Annotated in this window: 26 protein-coding genes; 14 read left to right on the top strand and 12 right to left on the bottom strand. The window is 63.2% G+C overall.

What is annotated here, in order from left to right:
* The first annotated feature begins 24 nt into the window (after positions 1-24).
* Complete coding sequence (locus BBD46_RS13345) at positions 25-486, top strand: MaoC family dehydratase (RefSeq protein ID WP_071402171.1); 462 nt, start codon at positions 25-27, stop codon at positions 484-486.
* Between the two features lie 81 nt (positions 487-567).
* On the opposite strand, the gene BBD46_RS13340 is transcribed toward BBD46_RS13345, so the two are convergent.
* Positions 568-918 carry a DUF5658 family protein gene (locus BBD46_RS13340; RefSeq protein WP_071402170.1) on the bottom strand — a complete coding sequence of 117 codons (351 nt, stop codon included), beginning with the start codon at positions 916-918 and terminating at the stop codon, positions 568-570.
* A gap of 736 nt (positions 919-1,654) precedes the next feature.
* Between BBD46_RS13340 and BBD46_RS13335 the strand changes: the two genes are divergently transcribed.
* Together BBD46_RS13335 and BBD46_RS13330 are read left to right on the top strand one after the other, a co-directional pair.
* Positions 1,655-2,890 (top strand): hypothetical protein, encoded by a 1,236-nt coding sequence (locus BBD46_RS13335; protein ID WP_071402169.1) that lies wholly within the window; start codon positions 1,655-1,657, stop codon positions 2,888-2,890.
* Positions 2,891-2,956: 66 nt separating this feature from the next.
* Positions 2,957-3,205, top strand: coding sequence for a hypothetical protein (locus BBD46_RS13330; RefSeq protein ID WP_071402168.1), 249 nt, complete (start codon positions 2,957-2,959; stop codon positions 3,203-3,205).
* A 93-nt stretch (positions 3,206-3,298) separates the two neighbouring features.
* Here the strand turns inward: BBD46_RS13330 and BBD46_RS13325 are convergent, their stop codons facing one another.
* From BBD46_RS13325 to BBD46_RS13315, 3 genes are all read right to left on the bottom strand, one after another.
* Positions 3,299-4,171, bottom strand: coding sequence for a class 1 fructose-bisphosphatase (locus tag BBD46_RS13325; RefSeq protein ID WP_071402167.1), 873 nt, complete (start codon positions 4,169-4,171; stop codon positions 3,299-3,301).
* Between the two features lies 1 nt (position 4,172).
* Complete coding sequence (locus BBD46_RS13320) at positions 4,173-4,967, bottom strand: class I fructose-bisphosphate aldolase (protein ID WP_071402166.1); 795 nt, start codon at positions 4,965-4,967, stop codon at positions 4,173-4,175.
* A 125-nt stretch (positions 4,968-5,092) separates the two neighbouring features.
* Positions 5,093-6,064 (bottom strand): hypothetical protein, encoded by a 972-nt coding sequence (locus BBD46_RS13315; RefSeq protein ID WP_071402165.1) that lies wholly within the window; start codon positions 6,062-6,064, stop codon positions 5,093-5,095.
* Positions 6,065-6,166: 102 nt separating this feature from the next.
* Between BBD46_RS13315 and BBD46_RS13310 the strand changes: the two genes are divergently transcribed.
* Positions 6,167-7,432 (top strand): hypothetical protein, encoded by a 1,266-nt coding sequence (locus BBD46_RS13310; RefSeq protein ID WP_071402164.1) that lies wholly within the window; start codon positions 6,167-6,169, stop codon positions 7,430-7,432.
* Positions 7,433-7,481: 49 nt separating this feature from the next.
* Here the strand turns inward: BBD46_RS13310 and BBD46_RS13305 are convergent, their stop codons facing one another.
* Positions 7,482-8,534 (bottom strand): phytoene/squalene synthase family protein, encoded by a 1,053-nt coding sequence (locus BBD46_RS13305; protein ID WP_071402163.1) that lies wholly within the window; start codon positions 8,532-8,534, stop codon positions 7,482-7,484.
* Between the two features lie 163 nt (positions 8,535-8,697).
* Between BBD46_RS13305 and BBD46_RS13300 the strand changes: the two genes are divergently transcribed.
* The 3 genes from BBD46_RS13300 (at position 8,698) to BBD46_RS13290 (ending at position 11,643) form a co-directional block, all read left to right on the top strand.
* Positions 8,698-9,387, top strand: coding sequence for an SDR family oxidoreductase (locus BBD46_RS13300; RefSeq protein ID WP_071402162.1), 690 nt, complete (start codon positions 8,698-8,700; stop codon positions 9,385-9,387).
* A 129-nt stretch (positions 9,388-9,516) separates the two neighbouring features.
* Positions 9,517-10,662, top strand: a complete 1,146-nt coding sequence (locus BBD46_RS13295; RefSeq protein WP_071402161.1) for an acyl-CoA dehydrogenase — start codon at positions 9,517-9,519, stop codon at positions 10,660-10,662.
* Positions 10,663-10,803: 141 nt separating this feature from the next.
* Complete coding sequence (locus BBD46_RS13290) at positions 10,804-11,643, top strand: hypothetical protein (RefSeq protein WP_071402160.1); 840 nt, start codon at positions 10,804-10,806, stop codon at positions 11,641-11,643.
* An 18-nt stretch (positions 11,644-11,661) separates the two neighbouring features.
* Here BBD46_RS13290 and BBD46_RS13285 read toward each other — a convergent pair whose 3' ends face one another.
* Both BBD46_RS13285 and BBD46_RS13280 read right to left on the bottom strand, forming a co-directional pair.
* The gene (locus BBD46_RS13285) at positions 11,662-12,012 is read right to left on the bottom strand and encodes a PadR family transcriptional regulator (protein ID WP_071402159.1); all 351 of its coding nucleotides are present in this window, start codon (positions 12,010-12,012) and stop codon (positions 11,662-11,664) included.
* Between the two features lie 120 nt (positions 12,013-12,132).
* Complete coding sequence (locus BBD46_RS13280; protein ID WP_084777750.1) at positions 12,133-13,074, bottom strand: DUF3267 domain-containing protein; 942 nt, start codon at positions 13,072-13,074, stop codon at positions 12,133-12,135.
* Positions 13,075-13,179: 105 nt separating this feature from the next.
* Here BBD46_RS13280 and BBD46_RS13275 point away from each other — a divergent pair, with 105 nt between their 5' ends.
* Together BBD46_RS13275 and BBD46_RS13270 are read left to right on the top strand one after the other, a co-directional pair.
* The gene (locus BBD46_RS13275) at positions 13,180-13,548 is read left to right on the top strand and encodes a DUF7111 family protein (protein WP_071402158.1); all 369 of its coding nucleotides are present in this window, start codon (positions 13,180-13,182) and stop codon (positions 13,546-13,548) included.
* A gap of 126 nt (positions 13,549-13,674) precedes the next feature.
* Entirely contained in the window at positions 13,675-15,150 is a 1,476-nt protein-coding gene (locus BBD46_RS13270) for a heme o synthase (protein WP_071402157.1), read from the top strand.
* Positions 15,151-15,175: 25 nt separating this feature from the next.
* Here BBD46_RS13270 and BBD46_RS13265 read toward each other — a convergent pair whose 3' ends face one another.
* The gene (locus tag BBD46_RS13265) at positions 15,176-16,174 is read right to left on the bottom strand and encodes an aldo/keto reductase (RefSeq protein ID WP_071402156.1); all 999 of its coding nucleotides are present in this window, start codon (positions 16,172-16,174) and stop codon (positions 15,176-15,178) included.
* A gap of 197 nt (positions 16,175-16,371) precedes the next feature.
* On the opposite strand from BBD46_RS13265, the gene BBD46_RS13260 reads away from it, so the two are divergent.
* On the top strand, positions 16,372-17,265 hold the full coding sequence (locus BBD46_RS13260; protein WP_071402155.1) for a bifunctional methylenetetrahydrofolate dehydrogenase/methenyltetrahydrofolate cyclohydrolase: 894 nt from the start codon (positions 16,372-16,374) through the stop codon (positions 17,263-17,265).
* Positions 17,266-17,282: 17 nt separating this feature from the next.
* Here the strand turns inward: BBD46_RS13260 and BBD46_RS13255 are convergent, their stop codons facing one another.
* Together BBD46_RS13255 and BBD46_RS13250 are read right to left on the bottom strand one after the other, a co-directional pair.
* Complete coding sequence (locus BBD46_RS13255) at positions 17,283-18,035, bottom strand: DUF7117 family protein (RefSeq protein ID WP_071402154.1); 753 nt, start codon at positions 18,033-18,035, stop codon at positions 17,283-17,285.
* Positions 18,036-18,131: 96 nt separating this feature from the next.
* Complete coding sequence (locus tag BBD46_RS13250; protein WP_071402153.1) at positions 18,132-19,166, bottom strand: lysylphosphatidylglycerol synthase transmembrane domain-containing protein; 1,035 nt, start codon at positions 19,164-19,166, stop codon at positions 18,132-18,134.
* 575 nt (positions 19,167-19,741) lie between these two features.
* On the opposite strand from BBD46_RS13250, the gene BBD46_RS22680 reads away from it, so the two are divergent.
* The 4 genes from BBD46_RS22680 to BBD46_RS13235 all read left to right on the top strand — a co-directional run bounded on the left by BBD46_RS22680 (position 19,742) and on the right by BBD46_RS13235 (position 22,624).
* On the top strand, positions 19,742-19,888 hold the full coding sequence (locus BBD46_RS22680) for a hypothetical protein (RefSeq protein ID WP_006654371.1): 147 nt from the start codon (positions 19,742-19,744) through the stop codon (positions 19,886-19,888).
* A gap of 483 nt (positions 19,889-20,371) precedes the next feature.
* Positions 20,372-20,647, top strand: coding sequence for a PadR family transcriptional regulator (locus BBD46_RS13245; RefSeq protein ID WP_006168874.1), 276 nt, complete (start codon positions 20,372-20,374; stop codon positions 20,645-20,647).
* Positions 20,648-20,879: 232 nt separating this feature from the next.
* Positions 20,880-22,208 carry an MgtC/SapB family protein gene (locus BBD46_RS13240; RefSeq protein ID WP_071402152.1) on the top strand — a complete coding sequence of 443 codons (1,329 nt, stop codon included), beginning with the start codon at positions 20,880-20,882 and terminating at the stop codon, positions 22,206-22,208.
* Between the two features lie 83 nt (positions 22,209-22,291).
* The gene (locus tag BBD46_RS13235) at positions 22,292-22,624 is read left to right on the top strand and encodes a hypothetical protein (protein WP_071402151.1); all 333 of its coding nucleotides are present in this window, start codon (positions 22,292-22,294) and stop codon (positions 22,622-22,624) included.
* Between the two features lie 67 nt (positions 22,625-22,691).
* Here BBD46_RS13235 and purD read toward each other — a convergent pair whose 3' ends face one another.
* Positions 22,692-23,984, bottom strand: coding sequence for a phosphoribosylamine--glycine ligase (purD, locus tag BBD46_RS13230; protein ID WP_071402150.1), 1,293 nt, complete (start codon positions 23,982-23,984; stop codon positions 22,692-22,694).
* Positions 23,985-24,099: 115 nt separating this feature from the next.
* On the bottom strand, positions 24,100-24,306 hold the full coding sequence (locus BBD46_RS13225; protein ID WP_071402149.1) for a hypothetical protein: 207 nt from the start codon (positions 24,304-24,306) through the stop codon (positions 24,100-24,102).
* Positions 24,307-24,437 lie beyond the last annotated feature (131 nt).

Raw genomic sequence — 24,437 nt, 5'->3', positions numbered from 1 at the left:
AGGCGACCCCGCCACGTCGCACGTATGACCGGTTTGTACTACGAGGAGTTCACGGTCGGCGAAACGATCGAACACGAACGACGGCGAACGGTTTCTGAGAGCGACAACCAGCGGTTCTGCGATATGACGATGAATCAGCAACCGCTGCACTTAGACGGCGAGTTCGCGGCCGATACCGACTTCGGTGAACGGCTGGTCAACGGCCTCTACACGATGAGTCTCGCCGTCGGCATTTCGATTCCCGAGACGACCGACGGGACCATCGTCGCGAATCTCTCGTACGACAACGTCGAACACCCCCATCCCGTATTTCACGGCGATACCCTTCGCGTCCAGTCGACTGTTACCGACAAACGCGAGACCAGCGACGGCGAACGCGGTGTCGTCACTATGCACGTTGAAGTATTCAATCAGGACGACGAACTGGTGTGTGAGTTCGACCGGACTGCACTCTCGCTGAAACGCGAGTTCGTCGACGACGAGTGATCGTCGAACCGGAGCAAACAGATACCTCCTCCATCAGTTGTCACGTCGAGCGAAACAGCGACTTTCGGCGCGCTTCCGGTCTCAGAGTACCGTCGAAATCATGTAGGCGTTAATCCCGCTCGCGATGAGCCACGGGAGGGCCAGCCCTGCTGGAACGATCGGCTGGTACACTCTAGGGAGGAGCGGCCGACAGCAGAGTCCGACGCCGACAGCGGCGGCTTTCAGAACGAGCATTCCGACGAGTCCGTAGCCATCGATCGCGCTTCGGGCGATCGGATTCGACTCGGTCAATCCGAGATGGAGGCCGAGAAACGTCGTCACGACATCTCCGACGAGCGAGACGGCAACGAGCCCCCAGAGAAGTCGATCGAGGTCACTCGTTGTGACGGTAACGGTTAGCCGCGGTACCGAATAGACGGCGTCGGATTGCATAGACTCCCACCCGGAATCGAACCGGATAGCCTGTCTGTGGCCAAGAGCAGCGAGCGGGTCGGATGCCGGCTGTTGGATGGCGGATGTCGGATGTCCAATCAGTATCCACCACGCAGTACCGACCGTTCGCCGTCGCCCACCGGGAGCAACCGTAGTTCAGTCGGTGCTATCCCAATTGTGGGTATTGTTATGCGAGCCGTATCCTCGTCCTACAAGTGGTTACCAGTCAGTAACGAGTGCCAAACCCAAACACTCCGGCAGCGAGGTGTCGTGGCTCCCGACAGCGGACGTGCTCAGCAGGTGGGAAACGGAGAGTGAGAGGAACACCGGTATCGAACACCCAGCGACGCGGCAGGGCGGCACACGCCACGAGCGGACGAGTTGGGGGGAATGTGCGACGTGGGTGTCACGAACCGGTTGGAGGTGTGTCGGTTCGGCGGTTGTCTCCGCGGTCACCAGCACGGAGACAGTGCAACGTATTGCCGATGGCGTGACGAACGTTTGCGTTCAGTCGTCCAGTCATTATATCGCGAGTGAGTATTCAGGCCGAGTGTATTCGTGTCCAGACATGTGTCAGCGGGCCGTTGAAATAGGGTGTTTACTGGTGACAACTGCAGGCACAACGCCTATCCATAATTCTGCCTATCCTGCAGATACAGCTGCAATAACCCGTGTACGTGAATATTAGCTTTGACGTGACGAGGTGAAATCGAAGACGGCATCGACTCCCAAACACATGTCAGATGAGACGATAGAACGTTCTACCCGACGACTCGCGACGATTCGGGATCGACTCGATTCGGGGATGGACCGTCGTGAGTTCGTCCGGACGCTCGTGACCGGTGGCTACGCCGTTGGCATGGCACAGTTCCTCGGCGTCGAGGACTTCTTGCGAGCCGACGACGGCGACGTACCGATCGTTACCGCACTCGTCAGGGACGATCCGAACGACCCCTGGTCGTTGACAGAGCGAACGCGATACGTCCCTGCAGACTGGTACGCTGCAGTCGAGTCCGCAATCGAGCTGAACGAACGGCTGGCACGACTCGCGTTCACCGGCTATCTCGGGAGCGCGGTCGTTCCCGGCTCCTACCAGAGCGAGACGGCGACAGTCTCGGTCGGGATCTCGCGCGACTGGGACTCCGTTCGGGACCTCCTCGACCAGCTCGTCGCCGGCATTCCAGTCGACATTGAGGCACTTTTCGACAACGACGGGATCGACGACCTGGAAGATGTCGGCGACATCGAAGACGCGGAGGATCTCGAGAGCGTCGAGAACATCGAGGCCGGTCGTGACTCGTTCGAGCCGCGTATCCTCGAACACGTTCACAACGGATACGCCCCGAGCGGTGTCGCCTGCGAGACGCCGACGAGTCTGGCAACGCTCGGGCCGGCACTATACAACCCCGACACGGAGCAATCGTTCTTTGTCACGGCAGAACACGCCTTCAACAGTGGGCCCGATCCGGTTGGCGAACCCGTCTCGCTCCCCATCCAGGATTCAGACCACGTTCCGCTCGGCACCGTCGCAAGCGCGCATCCGGTCGAAGACTTCGCCACGATCGAACCGACGGGTGACATCGAACCGTCCAGTTTGATCGATACGCAGCCGTCGCTGCGAGTGCGCGGCCAGTACACCAAATTCGGCCTCGCGGATCTCATGGCTCGCGACGAACGACTCGAGAAGGTCGGCGCGATGACCGGCCACACGACGGGTGCGATCCAGGGAATCGACGCGGTGACCTGCTTTACGGATGACTTCTGTCGGTACGGTCAGATCCGCTGGGGCGGAGAGATGGATTTGACTGACGGTGACAGCGGGTCGGTGAGCTTTCACGCCGATCCGGAGGGCGACGATGACGACGTCCTCATCGCTGGCTTCAACAATGCTCGCACCTGGTGGCCCGGCCAGAGCTACGTCTGGGGCGTCGGTGCGTACAGACTGACTGAACGCTATGGCTTTCACTTCTGAACGCGGCCAACGACGGCGACGACCGATCCCGGTGACCAGCGCGTCGCTTCCTACAAGGTGGCAACAGTGAGCGACGACTCGTCGCACTCGAGTACCGGGTCGGCTTCGACTTCCGGCGCTAGCGCCAGTACCAGTGCTAGTGCTAGCACGATCCTTGGCGGGATCGGCCGGGTTGTCGCCGACGCGATCATCGTTGCGGCGTTCGTCCTGTTTCTGACGCTGTGGTTCTTGCAGACCGGCTGGCCGCGCTGGGCGTTTTACGCGGCGCTGTTTCTCGGTGTTGCAGGCTACGTGTCGATCACGCGGCCGTGGTGACGGAGCCGACTGCGACACGTCGTCAGTGAATACCGAGGGCGAAAATCGTGGTCCGGTTCCGGGCTGACTCCAGTTCCGGCCGCAGCGCTCGGCTCAGGACAACTGCGTCTCGAGTCGGTCGATCAGCGGCTCGTTGCCGACGAACACCGGTGTCCGCTCGTGAATACCCTCGCTTGGTTCGACGGTTAGCAGCGATTGCTCGCCGTTCGAGGAGCGGCCACCCGCTCGTTCGATGATGTACCCAATCGGGCTCCCCTCGAACTGGAGGCGAAGCTTCCCTTCAGGACGGGACTCGAGTCCCGGGTAGCCGAAGATGCCGCCGTAGGTGACGACCTGGTTGACGTCACCGATCATCGCGCCGCCGTAGCGCAGTTTGAGCTCGGTTTCGATCTCACGGGCGTATTCCGTGAACGTGTCGGTCCAGTCGGGAACGCGACCGCCGAAGCCGTAGACGACCGGGTCGTCGGGAAGCGTGACGTCCTCGCGGATGCGGCGTCGCTCGCCGCCGGTCAACTCGTACTCCGAGACGGTGTCTTCGGTTGCGAGGAGCATCGTCGTGATCGGGCCGTAGAGCACGTACGCGGCCGCGACGAGGTCCTCGCCGCGGGCTGGCAGCGGTGCGTCGTAGACGCCGACGATGGTCCCCATCGCGTTGTTGGAGGTGAGATTCGAGGAGCCATCGAGGGGGTCGACGGCGACGGTGTAGCCGTCCGTCGAAGCCGCGTCTCCACCACAGTCGATGATCGCTTCGCGCTCCTCGCTCGCGTACTGACTAATCCCGTCGATCGCCGAGAGCCGCTCGGCGAGCAACTCGTCCGCCCAGATGTCGGCTTCGACCTGGGTCTCGCCGCTCGGGTTCTCCTCGTCGACGGCGCCCCGGCGACCGACCAGCCCCTGTCGAATCTCCGTCGCTGACCGACTCAACGTCGCCACGACGGTCTCGACGACCGGATCGGAAACCGTCATCCTATTCGGTTGCCTCGAGTGCGGCGTCTGCCGTTTCCTCCTCGTAGATGACCTTCTCGAGTGCGTCGAGAATGCGGGTCGGGTTCTCGCGCTGCCAGACGTTGCGGCCGACGGCGAGGCCGGTACAGCCGGCGTTGATAGCTGCCTCGACGGTCGAGAGGAAGTCGTAGTCGGAGGTTTTCGAGCCGCCGCTCATGACGACGCTCATATCGCCGGCGGCCTTGCAGGCGTGGGCCATCGCGTCGGGGCTGCCGGGGTACTTGACCTTCGCGATGTCAGCGCCGAGTTCGAGTCCGAGGCGGGTCGCGTAGGAGATGGTGCTCGGCTTGGTGTCGTTCTTGAGTCCCTGGCCGCGCGGGTACGACCACATGACGACGGGGAGGTCGTGCTCGCGGGCATCTTCTTGCACGTCGCGGAACTCCTCGGCCATCTCGACCTCGTGGTTCGAGCCGCCGTAGAGGGTGAAGCCGATGGCGTCGGCACCGAGTTCGGCCGCGTAGTCGACCGAACAGTTGACCGCCGAGTCGTACTCGCCCATCCAGAGGTTCGACGTACCGTTGACCTTCAACAGGAGGTTCACGTCGTCTTCATAGCTTGGGTAGTAGCCCTCGGCGATCCCCTTCTGGACGGCCATCGCGCTGACGGCGTCGTGGGTCGCCGTCTCGAAGACCGTCGACGGGTCGAGCTTCTCGGGAACATCTTCGAAGTCGACCGGGCCGTGTTCGAGGCCGTGGTCCATCGCGAGGATCAGTGTCTTACCGTCACGAACGATTGGGGAATCGTCGATCGGAATCATCTGTTAGATGGTCCAACAGGCCGCTATAAATCTCTGATGGTCCGTATTATCGAAATTACTCATTCGAGTAGTAATCATTGTTCAGAAACGGTGTGAGACACGTCGACCATCAGCGGGGACAGGTGTCAGGACGAAAGTAACTCACGCGCATTGTGTCGCCACGACCGAACGTGCAGCACGTCAAGTTCCAGCAGGCGGGCGACCGTCACCGCTCGAATCGTCGCTAATCGCTCTGCCGAGACGATTCCCGCCTCTGCGAGCATCGCCGCATCGTCGGGTCCGACGCCCGTGACGGCGGTCGGCGGTGTTGGCCGCGGGTACGGCCGCTCGTCGTCGCTCTCACCGTCGTCGCCGGCAGCGAGTCCGTCAGCAGCGCTCGCGTCTGACCCACACTCCGAGTTGAGCGCGGTACTCGAGTCCCCCGCTCGATCAGTCGGCGGCTGTGTCTCGAAGCGCTGCCACTCTTCGGTTTCGCTGGCTGCGATCCAGGCGCGTTCGGCCGTGCCGAGGCCGCGGACTTCGTCGGAGCGCCGGTCGAGGTCTAGATCGCTGTCGGTCTGGAACGACCATGGCAGCGAGAGCCGGCGGCGGAGTTCGGCTGCGAACGCCTCGTCGAGGTCGGTTTCGAGGAGTTGTTGGTAGGAGTACTCCTTGTTGGCGACTGCGTCGGGATCCAGCTCGGCGTCTTCCAGTCGCTCGCGCTGGTCTGTGTCGAGTCGAGAGTTAGACTGAAGGCCGGTCGACGGGTGGTCGGTGGATTCGACCGCGAACACCTCGTCGGGGTCTTCGATCACCGGGAGTTCGATTCCGAGTCCGATGCCGAGGCTGATCAGCTCCGGCTCGTTGCTTCCAGCACTCTCGTCGCGGGACGGCTCGTCGTCAGCGGTAGCAGCATCAGTTCCCTCAGCGCCGGTATCTGTTGCAGTGTCAGCATCGGTGCCGTTCTCTCCGGCCCGCTCTTCGATCGCCGTCCGCACCGCTGGCGGGCGCTTCTCGCGACCGCACGCTGTTTTCCCACTTGGCTCCCCGTCCCACTTGTTCGCCGAACCCGCCTCGTTCGGTTCGGTTACGAACTGTTCGTTGCTCACGCGAGTCACCGCTCGTCCGTAGCTCTCACTGTCGAGTCTTGAAACTTGTCCTCGCGTTGATGCACATCCTGTCGACGGAACTACTATTATCGGTGCCGGTGACTGTCTCGTATGTGTTCACCTCCTCGCGTCGCTACGGCCGTCGTCGCCCTCTCGGTCCTCTGTCTCGCAGTCGTCGCACTCGCTGCTGGTGCGCCACCACCGTCACCCATCTGTGGGGTCTGTGGCACTGACACGATCGACGGCGCAACCGATGCGGGAACGCTCGACATCTACGTCGACGAGAGCGGTGACTCCCAGTGGGTCGCGCAGGTCCCAGTCAATGAAACGGCTGCTGCCCACTACCAGAACGACGAGCACGCGCTCGCGACCAGCGTCGACGACAGTCAGAACCGGTACCGTGCCGTCGGCGACGATGCTCAACACGTCAGCGCAACCATTGACGACCAAACCGTTCGCGTCGAGTACACCGTCCCCAACGTCGCGAGACAGGGTGTGGTTGGCGACGGATGGGTACTCGAGTACTTCTACGCTGGCGACAGCCCGGTGCGGTACGAACTCGTTGCCGACCGGGTGTCGATTCACCTGCCGGACGACTACGCGGTAACCAACAGCCCGGAAGCGGGACGTATCGAGAACGGAACGCTGACGTGGGCGAGCGGGGAGTCCGGAGCAGACGAGGATGCGGCAGGTGGTGACTTCCACAGCCGAACCTACGTCACCTACGCCCAGTCGGGGCTCACGAACATCGCCGCCTCCTGGACCGCGGCGGCGGTCGCGTTCGGGCCGGTGGTACTCGAGCACACCGCGCTGGCTGGCGTCGTCCCGGTGGTAGTGGTCGGGTTCGCGGCGGGTGCGACCAGCATCGCCGGTGCTGGTCGATCACGAGAGTTGACTGGCCGTAGCCGATGGGTTGGAGCCGTTGGACGGTCTGGTTGCGTCGCGCTCTGTCGCCGGCTCGGTGTGCATCACTCCCGACGAACGCTGACGCTGTTCGGGCTGGCTACTGTGGGGCTGCTCGCCGGAACGAGTTGGCTGCTCGGATTCCCGTTCGAGGCGCTTCTGATCGGTGCGCTCGGCCTGTCAGTCGTCCTGTTCTTCCCGTTCGGGCACGCGCTCGCGCGAGGTGAGCGGCGTGCGTGGCTGTACGGTGTGACCTGTCTCCTGGCACCACTTGGCGCGATCGCTGCAGTAGCGCCGTTTCCGACGTCTGCTACGATCGTCATCCTCAGTTTATTCGTCTTCCCCCCGATTGCGGGAGCGGCGGCCGTGCTCGGGTACGTGCTGTCGCTGGTCGGTCGGGAGATTGCACTGGCGGGAGACACAAAGCAACGAGAAACACAGCGTGAACAGACCAGCGCCCACGGCCGACCCTGAGCCGCGCCAGCGATTCACCGTCCCGTCTGTATCGTCTCGGACGGCGATGCTACTGGTGAAGCGGCTGTTCTGCCATCGTGGCCCGTAGCTCGTCGAGTCGGGAGCGTGACATCCCTTCTTCGAACTGCTGAAGCAACGCATACACTTCCGCGCGTGGGACCTTCACGTCGCCCTCTTCGACGACGTCCTCGGGCCGCTCGCGCAGTTCGCGCATCGTCCCGACGGCGAGGAGGTACGGAATCGCCCACGCCGAGAGGCGGTTGCCGTGTTGCTCCGGCACGACCTCGAGGTAGCGCTGAGCGTCGTCGAGGTACGTTTCTGCGCGCCCGGTAACGCGTTCGACCACGTTCGTCACGCCGTTGTGGTTCTCCTCGTCGGTGACGGCGTCGAGGTCGACGTTCTCCTCCGCGAGCCACTCTGCGGGCAGGTAGACGTTGTTCTCCTCGTGGTAGTCCGACTCGACGTCTTTGGCGATGTTGACGAGTTGCAAGAGCAACGCAAACGAGCGGGCGTTGTCACGCATCTCTGCGGCGCGGTCTTTCGATGCGCCGCGGGCGACGAGTCCGGTGATCAGCGTTCCGACCGTGCCGGCGGCGTACCAGCAGTACTCCTCGAGTTCCTCGAGCGTCTGCAGTCGGAGGCCACCTTCCTCGGCGTACCGGTCGGTGAACATAGCCATCCCGTCGACGAGTTCGCGGACGGGTTCGCGCATGATCTCGCGGGGCTCCTCGTCGAGCGATTCGAACGTCTGCAGCACGCGCGGCGTTTCGGCCACGACGTCCCAGTCATTGGATCGGTCCGCTGGCTCGGGGATCCAGGGCTCGACATCGGCCATGAACGCCTCGACGGACTGGTCCGTATCGGGGTCGAGAAGACGGTCGTACTCGGTGAGCAACTCGGTTTGGTCGGCAGGCGGAATGTGGCCCGCGTCCTCGATCGTGTCTGCAATGCGACAGAGGAGGTATCCCAGACAGATGTGTTTCGACATCGGCTCCTCGAGCCGGTCGATCGTGATCGAGAAGGTCCGCGAAACGCCATGTACCGCGTCGTAACACCACTCCAGGTCGGCGTCGGTTGTGAGTTCGTGCTGGGCCGTGGTCATCTACTGGCTTCTCTTTCGTCCCCATCCCGGAAAAACGCCGCGGTCGTAACATTCTATTCTGTTGGGGGCTGTAGAACGGAATCCGACGATACTGACACGCAAGCCCGCCATCCTGGCACGTCACGGGACCATCACTTTCTGCCCTCGTCTCGACCGAGCACGTATGTCCGAAACAGACGATCCGATCGCGGCCGAAACCGTCCTCGTCGCCGGCTCGCACGGCCAGGTCGGCCAGCACGTAACGGAGCAACTCGCTGCACGCGAGGAATACCATACCCGAGCGATGGTCCGTAACGACGGTCAGGTCGAGGAGATGGAATCGATGGGAGCAGACATCGACGCCGTCGTCGCCGATCTGACCGACTCCCTCGAGCACGCCGTCGACGGCTGCGACGCGATCATCTTCGCTGCGGGCTCCGGCGGCGAAGATGTCTACGGCGTCGACCGCGACGGCGCGATCCGACTCGTCGACGCTGCAGCGGATGCGGGGATCGACCGCTTCGTCATGCTCAGTTCGATGGGCGCAGACGATCCCGACTCCGGTCCAGACCCACTCCAGGACTACCTCACCGCGAAAGCCGAGGCCGACGAGTACCTCCGTGAAAGCGAACTCTCACACACCATCGTCCGCCCCGGCGAACTGACGACCGAGTCCGGCACCGGCGAGATCCGGGTCGGCACCGACTTCGACCTCGGCGACGGCGACATTCCGCGCGAAGACGTGGCTACTGTGCTCGTGGGTGTACTCGAGTACGACGATCTAATCGGCGAGACATTTGAATTGCTCTCGGGTGACGAATCGATCGATGCGGCGCTCGAATCGCTGGCCGAGGCAGGAGCGGACGCGACCTGACTTGCCACACCGGCCCGCCAAATCCGGCGGGCATTCGTGGACGACTCCGAATAAACGCGAAACAATCGGCCATCCGTGAACCGAAATCCGAGAGGTAACAATAAAGAATCGACCCGCCATAGCGCAGGTATGGACTTTGCGCTCTCGGCGGAGCAGCAACAGATTCGGGAGATGGTTTCGGAGTTCGTCGACGAGGAGATCGTTCCCGTCGCGGACGAAATCGACCACGAGGACGAGTTCCCGCAGGACCTCGTCGACGAGATGGCCGACCTCGGACTGATGGGAATGCCGTTCCCGGAGGAGTACGGGGGGGCCGGTCTCGACTACCACTCCTACGCGATCGGACTCGAGGAGATTTCGCGCGGCTCCGGTGGTCTCGGGACCGTCGTCGCCGCCCACACCTCGCTCGCAGGGAACATGCTCTACGAGTTCGGCGACGACGCTCAGCTAGAGGAGTACCTGACGCCGCTCGCAGCGGGAGAGGATGTCGGCGCATTCGCGCTCTCGGAGGCGGGCGCGGGCAGTGACGTGCCGGCGATGGAGACTGTGGCCGAAAAAGACGGCGACGAGTACGTGATCAACGGCGGCAAGCTCTGGATCTCCAACGGTTCCGTCGCGGACACCGTCACGGTCTTCGCGAAGACCGACCCCGACGCCGGTAACAAGGGTATCTCCTCGTTCGTCGTCCGCCCCGAGGAGGACGACGGCTTCATCGTCGAGAACACCGAGGAGAAACTCGGCGACAAGGGCTGTCCGACGGCCGAGCTCCGATTCGATGACCTCCGAATCCCCGAGAACCGCCTCCTCGGTGCCGAGGGCGACGGCTTCGTACAGGCGCTGAAGACGCTGAACGGCGGCCGGATCACCATCGCCGCCCGGAGTATCGGCATCGCTCGTGCTGCGTTCGACGAGGCCCGAGACTACGCCGGCGAGCGCGAGCAGTTCGGCCAGCCGATCGGCGAGTTCCAGTCGATCAAACACAAGCTCGCGGATATGGACACGAAGATCCAGGCGGCCCGGATGCTGATGCACAAGGCCGCAGACAAGAAGATCCGCGGCGAGAACTTCATCAAAGACTCCGCGCAGGCGAAGCTCTACGCCAGCGAAATCTCCCGCGAGGTCGCAAACGAGGGGATCCAGATCCACGGTGGCTACGGCTACACGAAGGACTTCCCTGCAGAGCGCTTCTACCGCGACGCCAAGCTAAACGAGATCTACGAAGGCACGAGCGAAGTGCTACGGAACACGATTGGCGACCAGGTACTCGATAACTGAGCCGCTTCAGTCGACCGTCTTTCTCGCGGTTTTGCCTTTCACCGCTCGCTTTTCCGGCTCCGTATTCGGATCCATCACCGCCGCTCCAGCATCGCCGTTCGATGCACATATCTAACACGACTGCCGTGAAGAAAACGAGCGATGTCCACGCGTACTCGAGTTGCCCTCCTACTCCTCCTCGGAATCGGGCTGCTGTGCAATCCGTTCTACCTCTGGCCATACCACGCTGACGACGCACACGAACTGCGTGCGAGTGAGACGACCATCACGGCGGATGCTGCGACGGCCGTTCCGGTGGACGACCTGCCGCCGGAGACGAGAACGGCTGTGGAGTCTGCAGTCGCGACACTCGAGTCCGCCGATGACCTACCCGTCGGCTGGTACCACAGCGATCAGGGTGGTGGCCACGACTGGCCGCGATACGAGAGCGCGGAGGCAGTTCCGATGACTGGGCTGTCCGAGACCGGTCCACCGACTGCCACAGTCGAGGAGACGGAGTATCTGCTCACGACCGTTGCGGTCGAGCGCTCACCGCCCGTTCTTCCCGAACAGTTCCGAATCCCGGTTGGGGTCGCCGGCGCGCTGGCGCTCGCATTCGGTGGGCTCCTGGCCGCTCGCGGGACGGTACAGTTGACGACCCGCGCCGCATGGGTCGTCGTCAGCGTTTGGTCGGGCGTTCTCCTTGCAACGGCCGCCTACGACGGAAGTTTCGCGGGCGTTGCTCTCACGACCGTCCACGAAATTCCGCTCGTCGGGATAGAACTTTCCGCAGTCACTGGTGACCTCCTCGGAACAGCTGTCTGGATCCTGCCCGCAGTTGGACTCGTCCTCGGTGTCGGCTTCCGGCGCGAGCGGTGGCGATCCGGCGTCGGCGGGACGGGTGAACTCCTCTCGGTCCTCGCGTTGCTGGCGGTCACGTGGCCGTTCACGCTACCGGGTGGGGCGCTTGGCTTCCTGATCGGTCAGGATCGAACCCCGTAGCCAGCGTGTTTCCACCGTTTAGCGATCAGCGTCGAGACACCCACCCATCCACTCGTAATGGTCGTACAGCCGCCGCTCGCCTGCCTCGGTAAGCGCGTACACGTCGTGTAGTCCCTCGGTTCGCTTCTCGACGAACCCCGTGTCCACGAGTGCCGACAGCGTGCCGTAGAACGATTTCGGCTCGATCCGGTCGTCGTAGTGGGACTCGAGTTGGGACTTGAGCTGTTGGCCGCGGAGTTCGCCGCGGTGGGCGGCCTGTCTCTCTGCGTCGGCCTCAAGAGCCGCAGTATCCGAAGTGTCCGAGTCGCTGGCCGCCGCCAGCAGCACACAGATGTCTCGTCGCCGCCCGCTCTGGAGCCACTTGGTCATACGTAGTTTCGGTTCGTCCGGCGCACGAGCGTTACGGTTCTGGTTCTGTTCGGGTTCTGTTCGGGTTCTGTTCGGATTCTGTTCTGACTCCGGTCGGGTCCTGCCGACCTCGAGTCCGACTCACGAGTCCCATCCCAGCCACTCCGAAAGCCAGCCGAGCGCCGCCCAGCACAGTCCGCCCGCCAGACTCAGAGCACCCACCGCAACCTCACCGATCTCGAATCGCGCGACGCCACTCGAGTCCACCGCATGTCTGAACAGCAGCCGGCGGTCGGTCGCGAGTTCGATGGTGCCGGAGCCGGCGGCGAGCGACGCGAGAATGAGGGCAATGACGGCGGTTCCAAAGAGCGCGAGCGTCGCGACGGTACCGGTAGCGACCCGCGAGAGCGTCTGCATTCCGGTCAATCGAAGCGTTTCGTCGCTGGTGTGGCGATCTGACTCGGGGTCGTAGATTGCGAACCCCTGTACGTCGTCGTCCGGCATCGCATCCACCCGAACGCGGCTCGGATACTGGACCAGGACGGCGGCCATCCAGAGGTCGCCGACGGAGCCGGCACCGTTCACTGCGAGTGCGAACACGAGGAGCACCGCGAGGAAGTGGTCCGGCATGGCTGCCATGAGCAGGAGTCCGCCCGCGGTGAGCAGGGCGAACGGGGAGACGAGAATGGCGAGCAACTGGTTGCGCGTGAATCGCTCGCCGCCGACAGCTGCGTAGGCGTACGGAAAGAGCGCGTAGGAGAGCCCGACTCCGAAAGACGGCTCGCTACCATAGTGGGCCATAAACAGACCGTGACACGCCTCGTGGAGCACGACGACCACACCGAGGACGAGTGCCGCAACTGCGAGCCAGAACAGCAGTGGACCGGACGGAAGAACGGGGATAGCGACCTGAGCGAGTTGTTCTCCGCGGAAGCGTGCGTGCAGGTGGACACCATAGTAGACGAGCGCGAAAAAGCCGACGACCGAGACGACGAGCCACTGCAGGGTGACGAGCCGCGTCAGTCGGAACTCGGCGACAGGCTGGGAGGGTGAGGAAGCCGGCCGTGATTCGGCTCGCGTCACGCACAAACCGTCCGCCGGGGACGAAAAAGGAATATCGGTTCCAGTCGCGCCACCCCGTCACGAGCGAACCGATACTTTCCCGGTGACTGGCCCACGAGTAGGGGTATGACCGAGGACGCTGACACGGACGCCGCTGCTGCTGCCAGCACGAATACGAACACCAACACGACCGCCACCGCCAACGGCATCCGTGCCACCTACGACGAAACCGAAACCGAGCGCCGACTCGAGTTCGTCGCCGGAGTCGACGACGAGGATGCGGACGCGACTGCTACGCCGCGCGCGACCGGTACCGCGGCTATCGCCCAGAACATCGAGGGATACGCCATGCTCAAGGTACGACCGACCGCGGACGGCGACGAACTCGAGCGCTACTACGGCTTCGATATGGCGCTCGATCACGTGGCGGACCTGCTCGGCGTCTCACAACACGACCTGCCGATTCCAGAGGCCGCCACCGATATGGGGATGTAGCTCTCACTCGAGAACGACGCCTCCTCTCGAACACGTTCGCCCGAGACCCCGTGAGAACCGACGAAGCGGCCGCGGAAAACGGGAGCCATAAATACGCGGAGTGGAAGGCTCTAGACGAGAGTAGCCGTGGCAACCGAATCCGAGTCATTCCCCCGTCCGATCGGGACGCGCCGGCGCTTTTCAGGACTGCTCGCAGCGACCGCGCTCGGCGTGTACCTCCTGTTGATCGTCGGCGCGACGACCTCGCTGACGGACGCTGCCGCGGCCTGTTCGACCTGGCCGACCTGCCACGCACCCGCTGATCCGCTGAACCAGACCCAGCTCGTCGTCGCCTGGGGCCACCGACTGGCAGCGGTCCTCGTCGGCCTGCTCGTCGCTGCGACGGCACTCGCGGCCCTGCTCGGCGACGTTTCCCGTCGCGTTCAGATCGCCATCCTCGCCGGGACGGTGCTGTACGCCGTCCAGATCGGCGTCGGTGCTGCGACGGCAGTACTCGGCCCTGCCGCAGTCGTGCCTGGACTGCACCTCGGCCTCGGTCTCGTGATCTTCACGGCAATCGTTCTTGCACTCGCCTGGGATCTCGAACTCGCGACCGGTTCTGCAGACGACGATGGACTCGAGTTCGGCACGCCAACAGACGGACCATCGAATCCAGAACCGGAGCCAGCGCCGGCCACCGATGACGCGACGACTGGGCTCTCTCTGCCCGACAGTCGCCTCGCCCGCGCTCGACTCACCGCATTTGCGTACTTCAAGATGATGAAGCCGCGACTGATGTGGCTGCTGTGTCTCGTCGCGGCGGCGGGAATGGCACTCGCGGCTGGCCCCGCGCTCACGCCCGATGTTATTCTCGCCACGCTCGGCGGCGGCGTGCTCGCAATCGGCGCGTCGGGGACGTTCAACCACGTCCTCGAGCGCGACGTGGACAAGCGCATGTCCCGGACCGCCGACCGGCCGCTTGCGACCGAACTGATTCCGGTTCGCAACGCCATGCTGTTCGGGTTGTTCCTGACGGTCGCGTCGCTGTCGGTCTTCCTGACGATCAACATGCTCGCGGCCGCGCTCGGACTCGCCGCGATCCTGTTCTACAGCGTCGTCTACACGCTGTTGCTCAAACCGAACACGGTCCAGAACACGGTCATCGGCGGTGCGGCGGGCGCGCTTCCGGCGCTGATCGGCTGGGCCGCCGTGACGAACGAGATCGGACTTCCGGGGCTCGCGCTCGCGGGCGTGATCTTCCTCTGGACGCCGGCGCACTTCTACAACCTCGCGCTCGCGTACAAGGACGACTATGCCCGCGGCGGCTTCCCGATGATGCCCGTCGTCCGCGGCGAGACGGAGACGCGAAAGCACATCATCTACTACCTCGCCGCGACGCTCGTGAGCACGGTCGCACTCGCCTGGATCACCGACCTCGGCGCGCTCTACGCCGGGACGGTCGTCCTCTTCGGTGGTGTCTTCCTCTGGGCCTCTATCGTCCTCCACTTCGAGCAGACCGAGGACGCGGCGTTTCGCGCGTTCCACGCCTCGAACGCCTTCCTCGGCGCTGTGCTCGTCGCGATTCTCGTCGACGCGCTCGTGGTGACGACGCCGCTGTTCTAGGTTTCCGTTTCAGCCCTTGAGCCGGCTACTGTACCCCACCACGAGCCTCGTCGATCCGCTCGAACTGCTCGTCCGTGAGATCTATCTCGACCGCGCCGGCGTTCTCCTCGAGTTGGTCCGGCGAGCGCGCGCCGACGATAGGCACGCACGTGAATCGATCCTGCTCCATCAGCCAGCGCAGCGAGACCTGCGCCGGCGTGGCCTTGACCTCGCTCGCGACGGATTCGACGGCCTCGAGAACGTCCCACGCGCGGTCGGTCGCGTAGCGATCCTCGAACACGTCGTCGAGTGAGCCCCGCGAGCCATCGGGAGCCTCGACGCCGCCGTCCTCGGTGCGCTCGTACTTGCCGGTGAGGAAGCCGCCAGCGAGCGGCGAGTACGGACAGACGGCGAGATCCTGGTCGGCACAGACGTCGAGGTAGTCGCCGACGGCGTCGTAGTGGGCCGCGTTGACCATCGGCTGGGTGACGTCGAAGCGCTCGAGGCCCTCCACGTCGCTGGTCCAGAGCGCCTTGGTGAGTTGCCAGGCGGCCATCGTCGAGGCTCCGAGATAGTGGACTTTCCCCTCGCGGACGAGTTCGGTGAGGACGGACATCGTCTCTCGAATCGGGGTGTTCTCGTCCCAGCGGTGGATGTAGTAGAGGTCGAGATAGTCGGTGCCGAGGCGCTCTAAGGTGCCCTCGATCTGGGCGCGGATGTGCTTGCGTCCGAGTCCGGAATCGTTCGGGCCGGGCTCACCCCAGCCGTCGAACGAGAAGTAGACCTTCGAGGCGATGACGAAGTCCTCGCGGTCGTGGTCTGTGAGCCACTCGCCGATCCACTCCTCGCTGGTGCCGTCGGGGTCGCCGTAGACGTTCGCCGTGTCGATGAAGTTGATGCCGTTCTCCCAGGCTGCATCGAGCAGTTCGTGGGCCTCCTCGCGGTCGGTTTCGACGGTGTCGCCGTGCTTCTTGCCGAAGCGCCAGGTGCCATAACAGAGCTTCGAGACGGTCGTGCCGGTGTTGCCGAGTGTCGTGTACTCCATGTTCGTCTGCACGTATTTTCCCGGGTGCCAAAACAGATGGGGCGTCGTGAGCCGGTTGCCGGCTCCGCGTACTTGTGTCTGTATCGGGGCTCCCGACGCAGTCGAAACCCACAAACTTGCATATATTGGATCAGAATTGGTGCCATATTGGGCACAAACCCGAGCATTAATGAGCGTCCCCGCCGGCAACTCGAGTAATGACCGAGATCATCGACGGCAACGCCGTCGCGAGCGAGATTCGCGCGGACCTGACCGACGCCATCGAGACGCTCGCCGACGCGGGCGCGCGTCCCGGGCTGGCGACGGTACTGATGGGAGACGACCCCGCCAGCGAAACCTACGTGAACATGAAACAGCGCGACTGCGAGGAGGTCGGCATCGAGAGCTACCACGTCGACGTCGCCGGCGACGCCGACCCCGAGACGCTGTACGATGAGATCGCCGCGCTCAATGCGAACGACGACGTGCACGGCTACATCGTTCAGGCTCCCGTCCCGGACCACGTCGACTACCGCGAGGTCATCCGCCGGGTCGACCCCGCCAAGGACGTCGACGGCTTCCACCCCGAGAACGTCGGCCGCCTCGTCGCCGGCGACGCCCGGTTCCGTCCCTGCACCCCCCACGGCGTCCAGAAGCTACTCGAGTCCGCCGGCGTCGAGATCAAGGGCAAGGACGTGACGATCGTTGGCCGCTCGGATATCGTGGGCAAGCCGCTCGCGAATCTGTTGATCCAGAAGGCCGACGACGGCAACGCGACGGTGACGGTCTGTCACTCCCGAACGGACGACCTGGCCGAAAAGACCCGCAGCGCGGATATCGTCGTCGCAGCGGTCGGCGTACCGGAACTGATCGACGGGTCGATGATCGGCGACGACGCGGTCGTCATCGACGTCGGCGTCAATCGCGTGGACGCAGATACCGAGAAGGGGTACGAACTCGTCGGCGACGTCGAGTTCGAGACCGCGAAGGAACAGGCGAGTGCGATCACGCCGGTGCCGGGCGGCGTCGGTCCGATGACGCGCGCGATGTTGCTGTACAACACGGTCACGGCTGCGAGTCTGCAGGAAGATATCGACGTTTCGCTGCCCTGAACCGGACGAAGTCAGCTTCAGATCTCTGTCTCGAGTCGCTCCAACCGATCCTGCGCTCGCCCAAGCGCCACCTCGTCACCGCGAAGTCCGTCTGTCAGGTCGTGGGTCGCTTCGACCAGCCGATCCGCGGCTGCCGGCTCGATGTCACCGTCTAACAGTCGAATTCGCTTGACGTGCTCGCCGAGGGACTCGAGTACCTGCCGTTCCGATGTCGTCAGTTTATCCTGTCTTCGTCCGTTGTTGCTCTCCTCGAGCCAGGTGCGAACGTCGCGGCGATACTCTCGAATGGCATTTGCGACAGCGAGCCCGCGTGCGGCGTGGAGGCCGAGTGGCACCTCGTCGGCCGGCGGGCGCTCGCCGCTGTCGGCGTCGCGGAGCAAGGAGAGGAAGTACAGTTCATCGCGGTCGTCGAGCGAGGCGTCGTACTCGAGTTCCCGAGCGACGATGTCGGCGACGTGTCTGAGTTCGATGGCGGCGAGGTAGGTGTCGTCGAGGTCGCGAAGGTCGCCGGCGTTGATGAACCCGCGCTGGCGGACGTACTCGCGACAGCGGTCGCGGGCGCGGTCGGCGAGCTCGCCGGTCGACGTGTCGTCGATCTCGGAGCGGATGGGTGTGAGGTCGAACGGGACCTGCAGGTCGGTGTGTTCGGTTCGATCGTCGGTGCCGACGCTGCGGAGGCTGCCACAGCCGGGACAGTCGATGCTGCCGGTTTCGTAGTACGACCACCGGGTGCCACACTCCGTACACTCGCGCTCGCCCCGAATCTTCATACAGGCGTCTACGATGGGGGTACAAAAAGTCCTCACGGAGTCGGGGTCAGAATCGGAGTCGCGGAGCGCCGCTGTCCGTACTGATCGTGGGACGGCTTACGGATCGGGATTCGCTTCGGGTCGTGGGCCGCGAAGGAACACTGCGGCAGCGGAGAGGCCGCCGACGCTGACGGTGAGCCAGTAGGTGCTGAGGCGGTAGATAAGCGCGACCGTAAGCGCGGTGGCGAGTTCGAGGCCGCCGAGCGTCGCGAGAACGCCGGTTACCATCGTTTCGACGCCGCCGGTGCCGCCGGGAGCGGGGACGACCGCGCCGAGCTTTCCGAACGCGACGGCGAGTGCGACGACGGGGAGTGCGAGCCGGTAGCCGAGTGCGAGTGCGCCGAGATAGACCGGCAGCATGAGAAAGAGCATACCGAGGTGGGCGAAGACGATGGCGGCGACGAGCGCCATCCGGTCTGCCGATATTGTGTCGATCGTTCCGTAGAAGCCGTCGAGTCGCGAGCGAACGGTCTGTTTCGCAAATCGGTCTTCAAATCGAGTCGAGAACCGACGGAGGATGCGCTGGAGTCCTGCGGTTACCCATAGAACCAGCCCGTAGACGACGGATGGACGCCGAATCGTGACGAAGACGACGCCGACGACGACGGAGAACAGGCCGGTAAATGCGAGTAACTGCAGGGAGAGGTCCGTTCCGAGCGCGCCGGTAACGACGATCACGCCGAGCGCGACGAAGCCGTAGGTGTAGTAGGGCACGTAGTTCAGCAGATCCGCAGCGAGCACGCCAGCGAGCCCGTCTTCGAAGGCCATCTCGCCGTGCTGCGAGACCAGATAGGCCACGAACGGCTCGGTTGCGAGTTGGCCGTAGGGGGTGATGTATTTGAGGAACATCGCACTCAGGAAGAGCGCGACGATCCGTATGCGAGGCAATGTGTCGTCGACGAGCGAGAGGAACTGCTCCCAGACGAGTGCTCGAAAGGTCAGTGCGAGGAGTCCCGATCCGACGGCGAGTCCAAGAAACCGATAGTCGGCACTCGAGAACTCTCCGGCGACGGCCTGGCCGCCGACGATGCGGATCAGGACGGCCAGGAGGAGGAGGGCGAGGACGAAACCAAGGGCGATCCGGCGGTTCACAGACGAACATTGCATTGAAACTACAATTAAGTTGCGAATAGTCTCACCGAAACGATAGCTATCATAGCCACTGCAAGTCACTGCACACCTGATCCCACAGCAGTCGTGCGATCAGTGTGTGAATAGTTGCAGTTGTTACTATAGAAGAGTCACTGCAAGTTAGTGCACATCTCACCGTCGACAGTTGGACGAACAGTGTGTAGCTGGTGCAGTTGGTACGATAGACACACCGATCAGCGAACGGTCGTTCTGTGCCCACTCCTGTCGAGGTAGCTGTCGGTGCTCGTGACTGTTGTGGGAACAAACGGATGACTACTGCGTGAAACGACAGCGCCGACCGAGAGCGACATCTCGCAGTGATACCAACAACTCGTTACCGGGTAGGCGCTGTGGACGACGGGAGCGTGACTGACGGCAATCACGCCTCTCAACCACTGTATCCGATCGAATCACAGACAAACTGCGCACGTGCTCATCAGCCGGCTACTCACGTGCTCACCACCCAGTTACTCATGTACTTCCTATCCAGTTGCCATCCCGGCGACCTTTTTTGTCTGTCGGTGGTACTCCTTCGTATGCGTGATGAAGACGAGATTCGAGAGCAGTACGAGTTCCTGACGGAGCACCTCGAGAGCGACGAGATGAACCACGACGGCGTCGAACAGATGTTCACCTATTATAAGCGTGCCCTCGGTTGGGTACTCGAGGAAGAGCATATGTGAGTCCTCGCGGCCCGCCAGCGCCGAGACGAACACATCACAAATCGGGAGTGTGTCGTCACATTTAAGTGGTCCCAGCAGAATCTTTCTGGTGACGCTTCGCTTGGAGGGCCGAAGCGTCAGCGGGGACCAATTCAGGGCGGCAAGCGATCGCGTGACGTTTTTCCCGTCACGCGATCTGCTTTCCTGTTTACTACATTTCTGAGCGATTGCGTCGGTTGTCGCGCGCGAATCACCGATCATCTTGAGGCCGACCTGTATCCACCACTGGACAGTGTCGAAACACAAGCAAATATTCGCTTCTGGAAACGACGAACCGTAAACATGAACGGCTCATTATGTGTGTTGCCACACCGAATCAGTCATGGGTGTTATCATTCGAAACTCAATGAAACGACTATATTCGGTGGTAATACCCCAGTTTCGTTCGAAACAACCCGACACCCTTATTAAAATTCGACAGTAAGTGCAGGTGGTACTTTCCCAATGTACGACTTGACAGGATTCCAGCGGGATTTGCTGTACGTCATCGCTGGTGAGGAGGAACCCCACGGACTGGCAATCAAGGAGGAGCTCGAGCAGTACTACGAGAAAGAGATTCACCACGGCCGTCTCTATCCGAATCTGGACACGCTCGTGGACAAGGGCCTCGTCGAGAAGGGACACCGCGACCGGCGGACGAACTTCTACACGCTCACCCGTCGAGGCCGGCGGGAACTCGAGGCGCGCCGGGACTGGGAAGGACAGTACGTCGAACTATAACGTTCGCTGCCCACCGTCTGTACTGTCTCGCACTGGCTGTGATCGATCGGATTGCCGGACTGGTTCAAACACCGGATTGTTACTGCCATTCGACTATTCCTCCTCACACCACTGCTCCGCTGTTTTTTCTGTCTTGTGCGTTCGTCTACTCCAGGTCGACCACGCCCGTCACGGATCTCCGCTCGCTACAGTCGCCACGGCGCTTATATGCGGTCGTGAAGAACAGCCAGCAGTGAACGAGGCCGTGTTGCAGATCGGTGATGCGCCACTCGACGAGACGGTCGTCCGGATCGCACTCGCCGGCGCGCTCGGCATGTTCCTCGGACTCGAGCGCGAGTGGTCACAGAAGTCCGCGGGCATTCGGACGTTCTCGCTGATTAGCCTGCTCGCTGCGGTGTTTACGATTCTCGTCCTCCAGACTGATATCGGAGAGAGCCTGCTCATTCTCGGCGGGTTGCTCGTCATCGTCCAGGGCGTCTTGCTCGCGGTGCAGGGGCTGCTCGGTGACGAAGACGCCGGCCTCTCGCTGACGACATCGGTGTCGATGCTCGTCGCCTACGGCGTCGGCTCGCTCGTCGCGGCCGGCTTCATTATCGAGGGTGTTACCGTCGCCGTCCTCTCGTCGCTCTTGCTCGTCCTCAAACGCGAACTCCACGAGTTCGCGTGGGGACTCACCCGAGAGGAGATGCGCTCGACGACCGAGTTCGCCATCCTCGCGTTCGTCATCTACCCCCTCTTGCCGGCTGAAGCCGCACTCGATCTCGGTGCAGTGACGATCCCGCTCGAGCCACAGATAATCTGGCTCATGGTTGTCGCCGTCGCCGGTATCGGCATCGTCAACTACGCCATCGTCTCCACCTACGGCGGACGCGGTATCGCCGTCACGGGCTTTTTCGGCGGCCTCGCGTCCTCGACGGCCGTCGTCGGGACGATGCTCGACCACGTCCGCCAGCGACCCGAAGCAGCCTCGTACGCCGTCGCGGCTATCCTCCTGGCGAACGCCGCCATGGCCACCCGCAATCTAGCGATTGCAGTCGGGTTCACGATGGGTGCCGGCACTGGTACCGGCACCGACGCCGATGCAGGCGCAAACACCGGTATCCTCGTCGAGGCAATCCTCCCCCTCGGCGCCGTCATCGTGATCGCGTTCGCAATCGCCGGCCTCACCGCCGACTGGCGCGAGTCCGGCTCGATGGAACTCGAGAGCCCCTTCTCGATGAAGAACGCACTCGCGTTCGGCGCCGTCTTCCTCGTCGTCCTCGTCTTCGGATCGCTCGCCGAAACCTGGTTCGGCACCCTCGGCTTCTACGCGACCGCCATCGCGAGCGGCTTCGTCTCGAGTGCGGGTGCGACCACGTCCGCCGTGGTACTGTATCGGGGCGGCCAGCTTAGCGCGCCGGAGGCGACGATCGCGATCTTGCTCGCGACCGTCTCGAGTATCGTCGTGAAGGCGATGCTGGCGGCGACGTCGACGAACAAGCGTTTCCGGAATCAGGTTGCCGTGTACAGCGTCCTTCTCTTGTTGGGTGGCGCGGCGGCGGTGCTTCTCGTGGTCGTGTAAACGGGCTACAACGCAGGGCGTCGTTGGCAGCCTCCACACGAAGGGCGCAGGCTCTTGCCCGTACTTGCCCTATGATGGGCACTATGATCGGCTTACTTACCGTCGGGAAGAAGGCGATGACTGTCGGCTACCGGCGTTACGGCGTACGGGGCGCAGTGGCGATGGGCGTCCTCACAGTCGGTGGCTACGTTCTCCTGCGTCGGGCACTCGACAGGGCCGCAGACTCAGAGCGCGTCGCCACCGCGGTCGATGTCGAGACAATCCAGTCGGCCGTCGACGACCAGGGCGTCGGCGCGGTCGCCGACCCTGGCACGCTCGGCGAGGCGGTCAACCCCGGGAGTGTGGGCGACGCGATCCGAGGCGGCAACGCACAGTCGATCGAGTTCGACGATGACGAGTCGGACTCGAGTCAGTAACGTCGTTGTCATCGCGATACAACACTGAAAAACGCCGCTACCGCCACAGCAGCAGTCGCGACCGTAACTACTCGCCGCGCAGCTCTTCGACGTGATCGATTCGCTGCTGTACCAGTTCCGGCTTCCCGATGTCGTGGCGCATGTGCAGTCCTTCTTCGCCGGCGACTTCGAGTGCGGCCTCGGCAATCTGTTCGGCTTCAGTAATCGAATCTGCACGACCAACCACGGCGAACGAGCGCGAGGTCGTGGTGTAGATCCCGTCGTCGCGCTCGTCCACGCTCGCGTAGTAGAGGAGTGCATCGCCGGCACTCTCCTCGTCCACCTGCACTTTCGCACCCGCCTCAGGGTCCGTCGGGTACCCCTCCGGAACCGCGTACTTACAGACCGTCGCCTGCGGCGCGAACTCGAGTGCCGGGAGCGAGTCGCCGTCCCGTGCAGCCGTCAGAATGTCGAGGAAGTCCGTCTCGAGGACTGGGAGCGTGTTCATCGCTTCGGGGTCGCCAAAGCGGGCGTTGAACTCGATGACTTTCGGCCCCTCGCTGGTGAGCATAAACTGGCCGTACAGGATTCCGCGGTAGTCTTCGAGTGCGTCGACGGTCGCCTCGATGATCGAGACGGCGTCGTCGTAGTCCGCGTCGGTCATGAACGGGAGCGCGGTGGTCGCGTCGGAGTAGCTCCCCATGCCGCCCGTATTTGGCCCCTCGTCGCCCTCGTAGGCGCGTTTGTGGTCCTGCACGGCGGGTGCCGTTCGCACGTCGCCGTTGGCGACGAACGCCTGCACCGTGAACTCCTCGCCGATGAGGCGTTCTTCGAGGACGATCCGGTCGTAGTCGGAGTCACGGATGTACTCTTTGCCCTCCTCGGCGGTGACCTGGTCGCCGATGACCTTGACGCCCTTGCCGCCGGTGAGTCCCGCGGGCTTGATCGCCAGGTCGCCGTCATACTCGTCGACAAAGTCACATGCGGCGTCCATGTCGTCGAACGTCTCGAAGTCCGGGCAGCCCGGAATGTCGTGTTCGGCCATGAACCGGCGCTGGAAGGCTTTGTCCGTCTCGATGCGAGCTTCAGCCTCCTTCGGGCCGAAGGCGTAGATGCCGGCGGACTCGAGTTCGTCCGCGACGCCGGCCTGGAGGGGCGCTTCGGGGCCGACGACGGCGATCGTCGCGTCGACTTCCTCGGCGAATTCGAGGACGGCCTTGGGGTTGGTCGTCTCGAGTGTCTCGAAGCCGTCTGCGATGCGGGCGATGCCGGGGTTTCGGTTGCCGGCGCAGGCGTAGAGGTCGACCTCACTAGCTTCGAGCGCGCGGGCGATGGCGTGTTCGCGACCGCCGCCGCCGATCAGGAGCACGGTCTCTGACATGGTCGATACCGAAACGCACGAACCTGTAAGTGTTGCTCTTTCTACGAGCAAGAAGTACACACATTCGTGTGTATTGGCCGCGACTCCAGCCAGTGTACCGGCACTGAATGCAGGGCTATTGCTGACGCCAGACGTGTTCGACGAGTCGCGTCACACCCCACCACGAACCGCCGAGTACAGCCGCGAGACAGATTGCCAGTGCGAGCCCGGTGACCAAGCCGTCCGTCAGCTGCGTCGAGCTGTATACTGCCACCCCAGCCGTGACGACAGTGACGATGCGATCCGCGTCCCACTCGAGAAGCGCGGTTCGGAGGGCGGACATCTATAGTAGCCACTGCAAGTCACTGCACACATAATCGCCAGATTTCCCGGCAATTAGTGTGTGAATAGTTGCAGTTGCTCCTATCTTTACCGCCACGTGAGCTTCGCAGTGGGTTTTCACCTTTTCGTGCA

The sequence above is a fragment of the Natrialba sp. SSL1 genome (assembly GCF_001861355.1).
GTDB lineage: Archaea > Halobacteriota > Halobacteria > Halobacteriales > Natrialbaceae > Natrialba.
Note: the sequence above shows the minus strand (reverse complement) of the source record. Positions and strands in the feature narration are given on the sequence as shown.